The following is a 14,292-nucleotide window of genomic DNA, read 5'->3' as shown; positions in this document are numbered from 1 at the left end:
CCACAGGGCGCGTAAGGCGCCAAACGCAGACAGGGATCAAAGAAGATGAGCGATGTCGCCGAGCGCGTGAAAAAGATTGTTGTCGAGCATCTCGGCGTCGAAGCCGACAAGGTCGTCGACAAAGCCAATTTCATCGACGATCTGGGAGCCGATTCGCTCGATACCGTCGAACTCGTCATGGCGTTCGAGGAAGAATTCGGCGTCGAGATTCCCGACGACGCCGCCGAGACGATTCTCACCGTGGGCGATGCGGTGAAGTTCCTCGAAAAGGCGAAAGCCGCCTGACGAACTTAAAGATCCAAGCGCGCGGCGAATCCTCTCGCGAGGCTTCGCCGACGCCGCCATTTCCGACAACAAGAAAATGTTCGAGGGTAGAGCCATGCGCAGGGTGGTCGTCACCGGTCTTGGCGTCGTATCTCCTTTGGGCTGCGGCGTGGATGCCAATTGGCGCCGTCTCGCCGCGGGAGAATGCGGCTTCAAACGTATCGACACGTTCGAGGCCTCCGACCTCGCGTGTCAGATCGCGGCGGTCGTGCCGCGCGGCGACGGCGCGGACGGCACGTTTAATCCTGACGACTGGTTCGATCCCAAAGAGCAGCGCAAGGTCGATGATTTCATCATCTATGGCGCGAGCGCCGCGACGCAGGCGCTAAAAGACGCCGGCTGGGTCGCCGACACCCCAGAAAAGCAGGAATCGACTGGCGTTCTGATTGGCTCCGGCATCGGCGGGCTCGGCGGCATTTACGAAACCTCCGTCACCTTGAGGGAGAAGGGACCGCGCCGCGTGTCGCCTTTCTTCGTCTCGGGCAGAATCATCAATCTCGTGGCCGGCTATGTCTCCATCATGCATGGCCTGAAGGGCCCGAATCATGCGGTGGTGACGGCCTGCGCCACCGGCACGCACGCCATCGGCGACGCGGGGCGCATCATCGCGATGGGCGACGCCGACGTGATGGTCGCCGGCGGCGCCGAATCGCCCGTCAATCGCATTGGCGTCGCCGGCTTTGCCGCCTGCCGCGCGCTGTCGACCGGATTCAACGATCGCCCCGAAGCCGCCTCCCGGCCCTATGACAAGGACCGCGACGGCTTCGTGCTGGGCGAAGGCGCGGGCTGCGTGGTGCTCGAGGAATATGAGCACGCCAAGGCGCGCGGCGCGAAAATCTACGCCGAACTTATCGGCTACGGCATGTCGGGCGACGCCTATCACATCACCGCCCCGTCGCCCGATGGCGACGGCGCCTATCGCTGCATGAAGGCGGCGCTGAAGCGCGCCGGCGTTTCCGTGACCGACATCGATTACGTGAACGCGCACGGCACGTCGACGCCGCTCGGCGACGAGATCGAACTCAAGGCCGTCGAACGCCTTCTCGGCAATGTCGAACCCAAGCTCGCCATGTCATCGACGAAATCTGCGATCGGCCATCTGCTCGGCGCCGCCGGCGCCGTCGAGGCGATCTATTCGATCCTGGCGATGCAGGCGAATGTCGCGCCGCCGACCCGCAACCTCGACAATCCCTCGGTTGCAACGACGATCGACCTCGTGCCGCACAAGGCCCGCGAGAAGGAAATCAATATCGCTTTGTCGAACTCGTTCGGCTTTGGCGGCACGAACGCCTCGCTGCTGTTTCGCCGCGCATCCTGAGCATGGGAGCACATCCGGCGCATTCTCGCTAAGCGCCGAAGCCTGCGAACCGAAGCGGCGCTTTCCTGAATTCGCCACAATGAGGCATAGTGTAAGTCCTCGGCGATAATCGGCGTGAGATCTTCGACGTTTGATGGGCGTGTTGCGATGAGCGAAGCGGACGAAAAAGGCGCGCCCGGAAAACCAGCAGACGCAGCAGCGTCGCCGCCGGCCGAGCCGAACTCGGCCAAAAACGCCGAAGCCGCCGCGCCGCCGCGTGAAGACCTCACAGCTCAACCCACCCTGAACGCGCCCGCAGAGGACTCTGGCGCGCCGCCGATGGAAGTTTCGCCGCCCAACGCCGCGTCGGTGAAAGGGCCGGCCATGGTCGCGTCCGCGCCGGAACCTCCAAGCCAGCCGCCTATTGCGGCGAAGGCCGAAGCGCCTCTGCCCGAACCGCCAGAAGCTCCCGCCCCGCCATCGGCTGAAAGCGCCAAGCCGGTTCCAGCGCCATCTGTCGAACCCGTTGTGGCTCCGCCGTCAGCGCCGCAGCCGCCGATCGCAGCGAAGGCTGAAACGCGTCTGCCCGAGCCGCCGAAAGCTCCCGCCCCGCCATCAGGCGACATCGCGAAGCCCGCGCCGCCGTCACCCGCAGCCAAAGCTGAAACGCCGTCGCTCCAACCGCCTGGCCAGCCCTCGGCGATAAAGCCCGACGCCGCCTCCCCCGGCGCCGGCATGTTCGGGCGGCGCGCGACGCGGCAAAGCGCTAAGCAGGTAAAAGCCGCGCCTCCGCCCAAAAAGCGTAAGCGCCGCGAGGGAACGCTTTCCGTGGCGAGCGGCTTCCTGAGCTTCGTGCTCGTCGCGCTCGTCGCCGGCGTCTTCGGCGTCATCGCCGTTATGCACAAGCTCAAAGAACCGGGGCCGCTCGCGGCCGACAAGGTCGTCTATATTCCGCCGCGCAGCGACTTGCTTGAGCTCATCTCCCAACTCGAGCGCGAAGGCGTCATCGCCAGTTCGACGCTCATGCAGATCGGGATCGTTCTCGAAGGCAAGCTCGGCAAGCTGAAGCCCGGCGAATATGGCTTCAAGAAAAACATCAGCCTTCGCGACGTGATCGATCAGATCGCCTCGGGTCGCCAGATCATGCACAGCGTGACCATTCCGGAGGGTCTGACTTCGGAACAAATTGTGCAAAAGCTGAAAGAAGCCGAACTGCTGGTGGGCGATATCGTCGACCTGCCGAAGGAAGGCGCTCTGCTGCCGGAGACCTACAAATTCCCGCGTGGCTACCCTCGGGCGCGCCTCCTCGCGAAGATGCATGAGGATCAGCGCAAGACGCTCGATGCGATCTGGGCGAAGCGCTCGCCGGAGCTGCCGTTGCGCACGCCCTATGAACTGGTGACGCTGGCGTCGATCGTCGAAAAGGAGACCGGCAAGGACGAAGAGCGGCCGCGCGTCGCCGCCGTATTCGTCAATCGGCTGCGCAAAGGCATGCGCCTTCAGTCCGATCCGACGATCATCTACGGCCTCGTCGGCGGAAAAGCGACGCTCGGCCGGCCGATCATGCGCGCCGAGATCGAGAAGTGGACGCCTTACAACACCTACGCCATCGACGGTCTCCCGCCGGGACCGATCGCCAATCCTGGCCGCGCGGCGCTTGAAGCCGCCGCGCATCCGGCGCCGACGCGCGATCTTTATTTTGTCGCCGACGGCACAGGCGGTCATGTCTTCTCCGAATCGCTCGACCAGCATTCGCGCAACGTCCAGAACTGGCGGCGATTGGAGAAGGAAAAGACCGATGGCGCGGTTGATCGCGCCACGCCCGGCGTCCCCGCGCCGGCCGCGCCCAAGCCCGATAAGCGCACGCAGGCGCCCATTGGACGTCTCGTCACGCTTGCCGAGAGTCACGAAGACTTTCCGCCGAACCGGGCCATGGCGCCCGATGACGGCCCGACTCATCGGCTCGGCAAATTTGCTTACGCCGAAGCCGATTTTTTCCTCGGCGGCCATGGTGACCGCACGCAGGTCCAGGCGGCTGAATTTGCCGCCTTGAGGCCGGCGCGGCCCTTCTTTACCGAGGAATCCGTGCAGCTGCGCGCCAGGGCGCTGTTCGACCCGATGCTTCTCGTCGGCCGCCGCCCGGCGCCCCGTGCGGAGGAGGAGCGGCTTAACCCGGATATGACGACGATCGCGCGAGAGAGTCCGGACGCTCAGCCTGACGACGGCGGCGGGATCGCCGCCTATCCCGTCTCGCCGGCGCAGCGCGCCGAACAGAGGGCCCGCGCGGCGCGTCTTGGACTTGCGGCAGGCTCCGACGAGCTTCCCGAAGAAGCGCTCGGCGGACGGCTCGCCCAGGACGCCGCGCCGCCGGCGGGCGCCACGGCTTTGGCTGCGGCAGGCGGTCGGCCCCTTCGTCCGCGCGCCTTCGACGCCTCAGAAGGCACGCCGCTCGATCCGCTGCGCGACAAGAGCTGGGATCTCACCTCAGCTAAGACGGTCCCTATGACGAGCGATTTGCGGTAAGGCCGGCGCGGCGATAGTCAGGCGCGGCGCATGTCGGCCTCACGCCGATTCGCCGTCTCGGAGTCGCCGCCGCAAATGAGCATTCACAGCATGACGGGATTCGCCCGCGTTCAGGGCGCCGTCGCCGCCTTTCGTTATGCGTGGGAGCTCAAGAGCGTCAACGCCAAGGGGCTGGACCTGCGTCTGCGCGCCCCGCCCGATTTCGACTCCCTGGAGATCAAGGCGCGGGAAAAAATCGCGGCGCGGCTCGCCCGCGGGGCGGTCTTCGCCAATCTTGTCGCAAAGCGCGAAGACGAAAGTCAGGTCGCCCGTCTCAACCGCGCCGCTCTCGACGCCCTTCTCGCCGCGCTCTCCGAACGCCCGCCGCCCGCCAATATCGGCCCCGCGACGCTCGACGGTCTGCTCGCGGTGCGCGGCGTGGTCGAGATCGTCGAGCCGGAGCTATCCGAGTCAGAGCGCGCCGAGCTCGACGCGCATATTCTCGGATCGCTGGACGAAGCGCTTGACGCGCTGACCGCCTCGCGCGCAGCGGAGGGCGGCGCCCTGGCGGCGGTTCTTCGTCAGCGGCTCGACCGCATATCGATCCTCGCAGCGCAGGCCGACGCGGCGCCGGCGCGCCAGCCCGAAGCGATTCGCGCCCGGCTGAAGCAGCAGCTCGCGCGCCTCCTGGAGAACGCCGACTCCCTCGATCCGGCGCGACTGCATCAGGAGGCGGCGCTGCTTGCGGTTCGAGCCGACATTCGCGAGGAGCTCGACCGCTTGAAGGCGCATGTTGAGAGCGCTTCCAAACTGCTCGTCGCAGGCGGGCCGATCGGCCGTCGTCTGGATTTTCTGGCGCAGGAGCTTGGCCGAGAGACCAACACGCTTTGCGCCAAATCGAACGACGCTGGACTCTCGGCGATCGGGCTTGAATTGAAGATCGAGGTCGAGCAGCTGCGCGAGCAGGTTCAAAATATCGAGTGAGTAGCGAGTGGACAGCGAGGCCGCTACTCGCTAACTCGCTACTCACTATTGGCTACTCGCTCTCGAAAAGTCATGCTTCCGACTCCATCCAGACGCCGCGGCATTGTCCTCATCCTTTCCTCGCCCTCCGGCGCGGGCAAGACGACGCTGACGCGAATGCTGCTACAGGACCGCGATCTCGACTTGACGCTGTCGATCTCGGTGACGACGCGCACAAGGCGTTCGAGCGAAGTCGACGGCATCCACTACAGCTTCATCCCCGAGCGTCGATTCGCCGCCATGCGCGACGCCGGCGAACTCCTGGAATGGGCCGAGGTTCACGGCAATTTCTATGGCACGCCGCGCGCGCCGGTCGAAGACATCCTTGCGCAGGGCCGCGACTGCCTGTTCGACATCGACTATCAGGGCACGCGCCAGGTGCGCGAGAAGATGGGCGCTGACGCCGTCACCGTCTTCATCCTGCCGCCGTCGATGGACGAGCTGCGCGCCCGACTTGAGCGGCGCGCAGAGGATTCGCGCGACGCGATGGCGCGACGGCTGGAGAATGCGCGCAAGGAAATCGCGCGCTGGAAAGACTACGACTATGTGATCGTCAACGACGATCTGCAGCGCGCCTTCGATGATCTGATCGCAATCCTGCGCGCCGAACGGCAGAGGCGGCCAAGGCGCGACAAGGAAATCGAACAATTCGTCGCCAAGCTTTTGAGCGAATAGCTCTTCGCGCGCCCCGCGCTATCTCGTCACCATGGCCCCTATTGCTCTCAAGCGCGTCTATGAACCCGCGCAGGCGGAGGATGGAACGCGCGTGCTCGTCGATCGGCTTTGGCCGCGCGGCCTGCGCAAGGACAAGGCGGATCTTGATCTCTGGGCGAAGGACGTCGCGCCAAGCGATACGCTGCGACGCTGGTTCGCGCATAAGCCAGAGCGCTGGGAAGAATTTGAAAAGCGCTATCGCGCCCAGCTTGCCGCGCCCGAGGCGCAGCCGCAAGTCGAGGCGCTTCGCGCCATGACGCGCAAGGGCCGCGTCACATTGCTCTATGCGGCGCGCGATGAGTCGATGAACAACGCCGTCGTGCTGCGAGACTATTTGCGCAAACGTCACTGAGCCGAAAGCGCATTGGCCAGAGCGACGAAACCGGCGACGTCGATTTCTTCCGCGCGTTTGGTTCCTTCTATTCCGGCCGCCGCGAGCAGCGCCGCCGCATCGACGCCAAGCGACTTCAAACTTTGCCGCAACATCTTGCGGCGCTGTCCGAAGGCGGCTTGCGTGACGCGCGACAATGCGTGTGGATCGCAGTGAAGCGGCCTGGGATTTGGCGTCAGCTCAATGACGGAAGAGGTCACTTTCGGCGGCGGCGTGAAGGCGGCGGGCGACACATCGAAGAGAATGCGCGCCTTCGTGCGCCAGCCGCACAGCACCGCGAGCCGACCATAATCGGCGCGCTCTTTCGACGTCGCGACGATGCGCAGCGCGACCTCTCTTTGAAACATCAGCACATAGCGGTCGAAGACCGAGGGCCAGGGTTCCGCTGCGATCCACCTCGTCAGCAGCGCCGTCGCGACGTTGTAAGGAAGGTTGGCGCAAATGCGGGCGGAAACTCGGTTGTCATTCCCGGCAGGCCGGAGGTCTGATCGGGAATCCAGAGCAGCGGCGTTGTAATCGGAATTTGCCCTGGATTCACGAGCGTCGAGAATGACGGACGCGTGGGTCCGCACGAGCGCTGCAATGTCTATCTCCAAAGCATCGCCTTCGACGATCGTTAGCCGGCCTGGATAATGCGCGGCGATCTCTTCGAGCGCCGGCAGACAGCGAGGATCGCGTTCGACGGCGATGACTCGCGCGCCTTGCTCGAGTAGCGCACGCGTCAGCCCGCCGGGACCGGGACCGATCTCAACGATGACCGTGTCATCGAAGGGTCCGGCGGCGCGGGCGATGCGCGCGGTGAGATTGAGGTCGAACAGAAAATTCTGTCCGAGCGATCTTTTTGCGTCGAGTCCGTAACGGGCGACGACGTCTCGCAAAGGCGGCAGCGCGTCGACCACTTAACTGATGCGTCCTGCGAGTTTGATCGCTTCGATCAAACTCGTCGGATCGGCGATTCCTTTGCCGGCGATGTCGAAGGCCGTTCCATGATCGGGCGAAGTGCGCACGAAGGGAAGGCCGAGCGTGACATTGACCCCTCGGTCAAAGGCGAGCGTCTTGATCGGGATCAACGCCTGATCATGCGTTGGACAGAGCGCCACGTCGTATTTCGCACGAGCGGATTCGTGGAACATCGTGTCGGCGGGAAAAGGTCCGGACGCATTGACGCCAAGCGCGCGCAATTGCGCGATCGCCGGCGCGATGGCGTCGATCTCCTCGCGGCCAAGCGCGCCCTCTTCACCCGCATGAGGATTGAGGCCGGCGAAAGCGAGGCGCGGCTTACTGATGTGAAAACGCGCGCGCAGATCATGCGCCACAATCTCTCCCGTCTCGACGATCAGTTCGCGCGTCAGGTTTTTCGAGACGTCGGCGAGCGGAATGTGAATCGTGATCGGAACGACGGCGAGCTCCTCCGACCACAGCATCATCACCGCGCGGTAATCGCCGCCATAATGACGATGCGCCAGCTCCGCCAAAAACTCGGTGTGGCCGGGATGTTTGAATCCGGCTTCATAGAGAACCGATTTCGCGATCGGATTGGTGACGACGGCGCGCGCTTCGCCCTTGGCGACGCATTCCACCGCCTGCTCGATGGAGCCAATTGTTGATTGAGCGTCATGACAATCGGGACGGCCTGGCGCGCCGGCGACAACATGACGCCCCGTATCGACGACAGGCAGCGCACGCGAGAAGACATCGCGGGCCTGCGCCGCCGTTGTGCTTTCAATCTGGATTTCGAGCGCGAGAGTGGCCGCGACGCGGGCGATGAAAGCTGGATGGCTGAGCAAGAAGAAGGGTGGCAGATCACACGACTGACGCATGGCATAGGCCATGAGCGCGAGTTCCGGCCCAATGCCTGAAGGGTCGCCTTGGGTCAGGGCGAGAGGCGGCGTCATGACGCGCGCGCGGACGCGCTTGGTCGCATCTCTCGACGTCGGCTGATCGCTCGAAGCATCATTGGACCGTAAAAAACAAATACGCGCCGCTCACGAAAAGCGACGCGCAATCGCTGGTCTTAGAAGAAAAGGCTTAAGCCTTCCCTGACTGCACGTGCGGAACGCCTTCTTTGTCGAGCAAAGCGACGAGTTCCCCACTCTGGAACATTTCCTTGGCGATGTCGCAGCCGCCGATGAATTCATTCTTCACATAGAGCTGCGGAATTGTCGGCCAGTTGGAATAGGCTTTGATGCCGTCACGTATCGCGCCGTCGGCGAGCACGTTGATCGCCTTGTAAGGCACGCCGAGATGGTTAAGGATCTGCACCACCTGCATGGAGAAGCCGCACTGCGGCGCCTGCGGCGTTCCCTTCATGAAGAGCACGACGTCGGACGATTCAATTTCGCTCTTAATGCGGGAGTTGGCGTCTTCGGACATTGTCATTTGCCTTTCTTGCGGCGTTCAAGGCGCCGGTTGAGGAGAGAGATTATGGCGCCCGCGTCGTCAGCTGCAGCGCATGCAATTCGCCGCCGAGCCGGTCGCCGAACGCGGCGTTGACCAGTTGGTGCTGCTTGACGCGGGTGAGACCGCGGAAACTTTCGGAGACGACCGTCGCCGCCCAATGATCGTCGTCGTTGACGAGCGCGGTCAGCTCCACCTGCGCGTCGGGTATGGCGGACTTGATGAGACGCTCGATTTCAGCGGAGGGCATGGGCATTTTATGACACCTGTGTCGAGAAAGCGCCCGAAAGCGCGTTGTCATCTCCGGCCATGAAGGCCGGCAGCGGGGCTTCATGCGCCTTGCGCAGCTCGGTCAGCAATATCGGCGCCTCGCCGGGCAGGATCAAGGCGTCGCCGCCGACGCGGCCGATCGCCAGGACATGCACGCCTGCCGCCGCGCCCTCTCGGACGACCTCGGCGGCGTCCGCGCCCTGCGGAATGGCGACCAGATAGCGGGCCTGATCTTCTCCAAACAGCGTCGCGTGTCCGGGACCCGATGGGAGCGCCGCGATTTCGGCTCCCCTGTCGCCGGAGAGCGCCATTTCCGCCAGCGCCACGGCGAGGCCGCCATCCGAGAGGTCATGCGCCGCGCTGGCGCGCCCGGAAAGAATCAGTCCCCGAACGAAGTCGCCGTTGCGCCGCTCGGCGGTAAGATCGACCGGCGGCGGCGCGCCGTCCGTGCGCCTGCATAGATCGTGCGCATAGGCTGACTGGCCGAGCCAGCCTTTCGTCTCGCCGATGAGCAGGATCGCGTCGCCGTCTCTCGTAAAGCCGGTTTGCGCCGCCTTGGCGACGTCGGCGATCAGTCCGACCCCGCCGATCGCCGGGGTGGGCAGAATGCCGGCGCCCTGCGTCTCATTGTAGAGCGAGACGTTTCCCGAAACGATGGGGAAATCCAGCGCGCGGGCGGCTTCGCCGATCCCCTCCAGGCAACCGACGAACTGGCCCATATATTCGGGCCGCTCCGGATTGCCGAAATTCAGATTGTCGGTGAGCGCCAGCGGCGTCGCGCCGCGCACGGTGATGTTGCGCCAGCTTTCGGCGACCGCCTGCTTGCCGCCCTCGTAAGGGTCGGCGGCGCAATAGCGCGCCGTGACGTCGGTGGTCAGCGCCAGGCCTTTCGGTCCCTCCTTCACCCTGACCACGGCGGCGTCGCCGCCGGGAGGCCGCACGCTATTGCCGAGTATGAGGTGATCGTATTGCTCCCAGACCCAGCGCTTCGAGCAGAGATTCGGCGTCGCCAGGAGTTTCAGCAGCGCTTCACGGTTCGACAGGGGCGATTTGATCGACGCCGCATCGAGCGCCGGCTGCTTCGGCGTTTGCGTCCAGGGACGGTCGTAGAGTGGCGCTTCGTCGCCCAATTCCTTGATCGGCAGATCGGCCTTCACCTCGCCCTGGTGCTTGACGACGAAGCGCAGCGTGTCGGTCGTCCTGCCGACGATGGCGAAATCCAGTCCCCATTTCTTGAAGATCGCCTCGGCCTGTTCTTCGAGTTCGGGCTTGAGAACCATGAGCATGCGCTCCTGGCTCTCCGAGAGCATCATTTCATAGGCGGTCATGCCCTCTTCGCGGCAGGGAACGGCGTCGAGATCGAGCTCGATGCCGAGATTGCCCTTAGCCCCCATCTCCACCGCCGAAGATGTCAGCCCGGCGGCGCCCATATCCTGGATGGCGATGACCGCGCCCGACGCCATCAGCTCCAGGCAAGCTTCCAACAGCAGCTTTTCCGAAAAAGGATCGCCGACCTGCACGGTGGGGCGTTTTTCCTCCGCGTCCTCCTCAAAGGACGCCGAGGCCATGGTGGCGCCATGGATGCCGTCGCGGCCGGTCTTGGAGCCAAGATACACGATCGGATTTCCGACGCCGGCGGCGGCCGAATAGAAGATCGAGTCGGCCCGCGCAAGCCCGACCGCCATGGCGTTGACGAGAATGTTGCCGTCGTAAGAGGGATCGAATTCCGTGGAGCCGCCAACGGTGGGCACGCCGAAACTATTGCCGTAGCCGCCAACGCCGGCGACGACGCCCGCCACGAGCCGCCGCGTCTTGGGATGCGAAGGGCGGCCGAAGCGCAGGAGGTTCAAGCAGGCGATCGGCCGCGCCCCCATCGTGAACACGTCGCGCAGAATGCCGCCGACGCCCGTCGCCGCGCCTTGATAAGGCTCGATAAAGGAGGGGTGGTTGTGGCTCTCCATCTTGAAGACGCAGGCGTCGCCATCGCCGATGTCGATGACGCCGGCGTTCTCGCCCGGACCGCGAATCACCCAAGGGGCTTTGGTCGGAAGCTTGCGCAGATGGACGCGCGAGGACTTGTAGGAACAGTGTTCGTTCCACATCGCCGAGAATATGCCGAGTTCGGTGAAGCTCGGCGCGCGGCCGATGAGAGTCAGGATCCGCGCATATTCATCGGGCTTGAGGCCATGCGCGGCGGCGAGCTCCGGCGTAACGGCGGGTTCGGTCGCGCTCACTTAACCTCGCATTGACGTGAAAATCTCGGCCGCGCTTCGTGGGTCTTCGCCGCGCTGCGGCGGCGCAAGGATTACTGCGCGCCGTCTGGCGCGGCAAGCCGCGCCTATGCCTAAAGTCGCATCCAAGACGCTGTGCACGGCAGCGGTTGCAGCAAAGCGATGTTCGCTATCCCACATGAATCTCAAGGGAATGTTGCCCGAGAGCCACAGCGGCCAAGAATGAGCATGCCACAGCCTAATTTTGCATCAGACTTAGTTGCATTACAAAAATTTTATAGCAACGTGAAAGGGACTTCGGCGCCTTCGTCGTCGACCGTCTACCGCAGAATTTAATCCGGGGGTTCCGATGAAGAATTTTGTTCGCGGCGCGCTAGCCGCACTTGTGGTCGGGAGCGTGGGCGCCGCCGCCCAGGCCGCCGACCTGCCGCGCTATAAAGCTCCGCCGCCGCCGCTGCCGCCGGTGTTCACCTGGACGGGTCTCTACGGGGGCGTCAACATCGGTTACGCCTTCGGCGCCAGCTCATCGGAAACCGGCGGCCTCGGCTATCTCACCAGCGTCCTGGCGAACGACGTAAGGAGAGTGCCGCTCGGCTCGGCCTGGACCACAGGACAAAATCTGCAAGGCGTCGTGGGCGGCGCACAGCTCGGCTACAATTATCAGTTCAACCCCTGGCTCGTCCTTGGCGCCGAGGCGGACATCCAGGCCGCCGATATCGGGTCCCACGGCAACGCGGTGGTGGGAATCGCCGACCCCATAGGATCCCATCTGCAGTCGGTCAATTCGACGAAGAAGGTCGATTGGTTCGGCACGGTGCGCGGCCGGGTCGGCTTCACGCTGCCGTCCATGCCCAATCTGATGGTCTACGGCACGGGCGGCTTCGCCTATGGCCAAGTCGTCCACAATGTCGGCTTCGCCGATAATTTCATCGGCACCACAGTCTCTTCGGTCGGCCATGGCTACTACGACAACACCCGCGTCGGCTGGGCGGCGGGCGGCGGCCTCGAATGGTCGCCCTCCATGTTCCCGTCTTGGTCGCTCAAGGCCGAATATCTCTATGTCGATCTCGGCTCGACGCGCGCCAATTCCGTGCCGCTCAACGGCGGCGTTCCGGCGCTGATCGGCACCACAACTCCTTTGTTCGCCGCGACGCATAACTCGCCGACGCGCTTTCAGGTCGTTCGCGCCGGCATCAACTGGCACTTCGATCCCTTCGCGGTCGCTGCGCCTTCGAGCGTGAGCGGCGCTCTCCCCTCCGTCAAGGGACCCCCGCCGGCCTTCGTGGATAGCTACCAGCCGTTCCAGGTGCGCCTGAAGGTTGGCGGCGTCATTCCGCTCAACGGACATGGCACGGTTTACGACTCGGGCGCCGGATATCCCGGCTTGGGCTCTATTGGTCGGCTCTCGGGCCTGACCGGCGCGAATGGCGTCATCGCCGGCGCGAGCACCAACACTTCGTCGGCCATCATCCCGATGCTTGACGTGGCCTATTACCTCACCAAGAACTGGGCGATTGAAGCGATTTGCTGCATTGCGCCGGCTCACATTCAGGGCACCGGCACGATCGCCAGCGACTTCGCTCGCACCTGGGTGTTCCCGCCGTCCATCATGGCGCAATACCACTTCACCAACATCGGCGCTTTCCAGCCCTATCTCGGCGTCGGCGTGAACTTCACCACGTTCTGGAACACCCGCGTCAACAACGACACCTGGTCGATTCCTTTCGCCGCTGGGTCGCCGCTGGCCGGCTTGGGTCTGGGGGGAGTCTTCAGCACGTTCCAATACGCCACGGTCGCGCCGTCCTGGGGACCGGTCGGACAGATCGGCTTCGACTATATGCTGAATGACCATTGGGGTCTGAACGTCGACTTCAAATATGTCGGCCTGCACCCGATGGTTCACTCCACCGTCGTCTCTTTCGTGCCGCAAGCGCCTGTGCTGGGCGCCATCTTCATTCCGGTCAAGGTGTCGCTGCCGATCAATCCGGTCGTCATCTCGGCGGGCCTCACCTACCGCTTCGGCGGCAGCCTCCTGTCGCCGCTGTTCTAAAATTAGCAGTCACGTGAAACCGGCCCTTGCGGGTCGGTTTCAGATTAGAGAAAAACCCCCGGCTCACGCCGGGGGTTTTTCATTTGCCAGGGCATCGCTGAAGATGGCGCGCCCGCCATCTATCTGACTCTGCCGCCGGACGCAGGTTGACGTCGACGTGGCGCTCAAGGGGAAATCTATTTGGTCAGCAGCCCACAAATCGAGTCAAGCTGCTCCAACGATTCATAGCGAATCCGAAGCTCGCCCCTTTCATCCTCGGCGCGAAGTTCGACACGCATACCGAGCGCGTCGCTTAAGGTCTTTTCGATCGCGCGCGCGTCGGCGTCCTTGGCGAAATGCTTGGCGGAATTCTTGGCCGAATCCTTGGCGGAACGCGGCGAACGTCCCGACCGGCCGGCCTCCTCGGCGTGGTCCTTCGCCAATCGCTCGACGTCGCGAACCGTCAATCCCTTTTCGACGATGCGCCGCGCCACTGCCGCCGGATCGGCGACGGCGAGGAGCGCGCGAGCGTGACCGGCCGAAATCGCGCCCTCCGCCACGAGCTTTTTCGCCTCCTCCGGTAAATTGAGCAGGCGAATCATATTGGCGATGTGAGACCGGCTCTTGCCGATGATTTTCGCGATGTCGCCGTGGGAATATCCAAACTCCGCGCCGAGCCGCTCATAGCCCTTCGCCTCCTCAACGGCGTTGAGGTCGGCGCGCTGCACATTCTCGATGATCGCGAGTTCGAGCGCTTCCTTGTCGTTCGCCTCGTGAATGACGACCGGCACGTCCGAGAGCCCCGCCATCTGCGCTGCGCGCCAGCGCCGCTCGCCCGCGATGATTTCATAGGCGTCGGCGACGCCGACGATGACCCGCACGATGATGGGCTGGATCACGCCCTTCTCGCGAATCGATGCGGTCAGTTCGGCCAGATCCTCCTCGCGAAAAGAAATGCGCGGATTGCGCGGGTTCGGGCGCAAAAACTCGATCGGCGCCTTTCGCGGGCCGCGCGGCCGCTCGGCCGGGGCGGCGTCCGCGGCGGCGTCGCCGAGAAGCGCCGCCAATCCCCGGCCCAGCCGGCGCCGCGATTCATCCGCCATCTTGAAAGGCT

Annotated in this window: 13 protein-coding genes; 7 read left to right on the top strand and 6 right to left on the bottom strand. The window is 64.2% G+C overall.

The genetic code is table 11. The features are described 5' to 3' along the window. Nucleotides 1-45: 45 nt before the first annotated feature. The 6 genes from ACR65T_RS04280 to ACR65T_RS04255 all read left to right on the top strand — a co-directional run bounded on the left by ACR65T_RS04280 (nucleotide 46) and on the right by ACR65T_RS04255 (nucleotide 6,212). A complete protein-coding gene (locus ACR65T_RS04280) occupies nucleotides 46-285 on the top strand; it encodes an acyl carrier protein (protein ID WP_014891668.1) in 240 nt (79 codons plus the stop codon). 94 nt (nucleotides 286-379) lie between these two features. After that, entirely contained in the window at nucleotides 380-1,642 is a 1,263-nt protein-coding gene (fabF, locus tag ACR65T_RS04275; RefSeq protein ID WP_434495452.1) for a beta-ketoacyl-ACP synthase II, read from the top strand. A gap of 714 nt (nucleotides 1,643-2,356) precedes the next feature. Beyond that, complete coding sequence (gene mltG, locus ACR65T_RS04270; RefSeq protein ID WP_434495451.1) at nucleotides 2,357-4,144, top strand: endolytic transglycosylase MltG; 1,788 nt, start codon at nucleotides 2,357-2,359, stop codon at nucleotides 4,142-4,144. 75 nt (nucleotides 4,145-4,219) lie between these two features. After that, on the top strand, nucleotides 4,220-5,107 hold the full coding sequence (locus ACR65T_RS04265; protein WP_434495450.1) for a YicC/YloC family endoribonuclease: 888 nt from the start codon (nucleotides 4,220-4,222) through the stop codon (nucleotides 5,105-5,107). 72 nt (nucleotides 5,108-5,179) lie between these two features. Next, on the top strand, nucleotides 5,180-5,821 hold the full coding sequence (gmk, locus tag ACR65T_RS04260) for a guanylate kinase (RefSeq protein WP_434495319.1): 642 nt from the start codon (nucleotides 5,180-5,182) through the stop codon (nucleotides 5,819-5,821). Between the two features lie 31 nt (nucleotides 5,822-5,852). Further along, nucleotides 5,853-6,212 (top strand): DUF488 domain-containing protein, encoded by a 360-nt coding sequence (locus ACR65T_RS04255; protein ID WP_434495318.1) that lies wholly within the window; start codon nucleotides 5,853-5,855, stop codon nucleotides 6,210-6,212. Here ACR65T_RS04255 and ACR65T_RS04250 read toward each other — a convergent pair. The 5 genes from ACR65T_RS04250 to purL all read right to left on the bottom strand — a co-directional run bounded on the left by ACR65T_RS04250 (nucleotide 6,206) and on the right by purL (nucleotide 11,152). Then, entirely contained in the window at nucleotides 6,206-7,150 is a 945-nt protein-coding gene (locus ACR65T_RS04250) for a ribosomal RNA small subunit methyltransferase A (RefSeq protein ID WP_434495317.1), read from the bottom strand. The two genes, ACR65T_RS04255 and ACR65T_RS04250, sit on opposite strands and share 7 nt — an antisense overlap. After that, nucleotides 7,151-8,146: a 4-hydroxythreonine-4-phosphate dehydrogenase PdxA gene (gene pdxA, locus ACR65T_RS04245; protein ID WP_434495316.1), complete on the bottom strand. Its 996-nt coding sequence runs from the start codon at nucleotides 8,144-8,146 to the stop codon at nucleotides 7,151-7,153. 133 nt (nucleotides 8,147-8,279) lie between these two features. After that, nucleotides 8,280-8,624: a Grx4 family monothiol glutaredoxin gene (gene grxD, locus ACR65T_RS04240; RefSeq protein WP_434495315.1), complete on the bottom strand. Its 345-nt coding sequence runs from the start codon at nucleotides 8,622-8,624 to the stop codon at nucleotides 8,280-8,282. A gap of 49 nt (nucleotides 8,625-8,673) precedes the next feature. Continuing rightward, nucleotides 8,674-8,904: a BolA/IbaG family iron-sulfur metabolism protein gene (locus ACR65T_RS04235; protein ID WP_434495314.1), complete on the bottom strand. Its 231-nt coding sequence runs from the start codon at nucleotides 8,902-8,904 to the stop codon at nucleotides 8,674-8,676. A gap of 1 nt (nucleotide 8,905) precedes the next feature. Beyond that, nucleotides 8,906-11,152: a phosphoribosylformylglycinamidine synthase subunit PurL gene (gene purL, locus ACR65T_RS04230; protein ID WP_434495313.1), complete on the bottom strand. Its 2,247-nt coding sequence runs from the start codon at nucleotides 11,150-11,152 to the stop codon at nucleotides 8,906-8,908. 346 nt (nucleotides 11,153-11,498) lie between these two features. Between purL and ACR65T_RS04225 the strand changes: the two genes are divergently transcribed. Continuing rightward, a complete protein-coding gene (locus tag ACR65T_RS04225) occupies nucleotides 11,499-13,199 on the top strand; it encodes an OmpW family outer membrane protein (protein ID WP_434495312.1) in 1,701 nt (566 codons plus the stop codon). A 176-nt stretch (nucleotides 13,200-13,375) separates the two neighbouring features. On the opposite strand, the gene ACR65T_RS04220 is transcribed toward ACR65T_RS04225, so the two are convergent. Then, entirely contained in the window at nucleotides 13,376-14,281 is a 906-nt protein-coding gene (locus ACR65T_RS04220; protein ID WP_434495311.1) for a ParB/RepB/Spo0J family partition protein, read from the bottom strand. Nucleotides 14,282-14,292 lie beyond the last annotated feature (11 nt).

Source organism: Methylocystis sp. (assembly GCF_051061285.1).
Lineage (GTDB): Bacteria > Pseudomonadota > Alphaproteobacteria > Rhizobiales > Beijerinckiaceae > Methylocystis.
The sequence above is the reverse complement of the archived record's forward strand: the minus strand, read 5'-3'. Positions and strand labels throughout refer to the sequence as shown.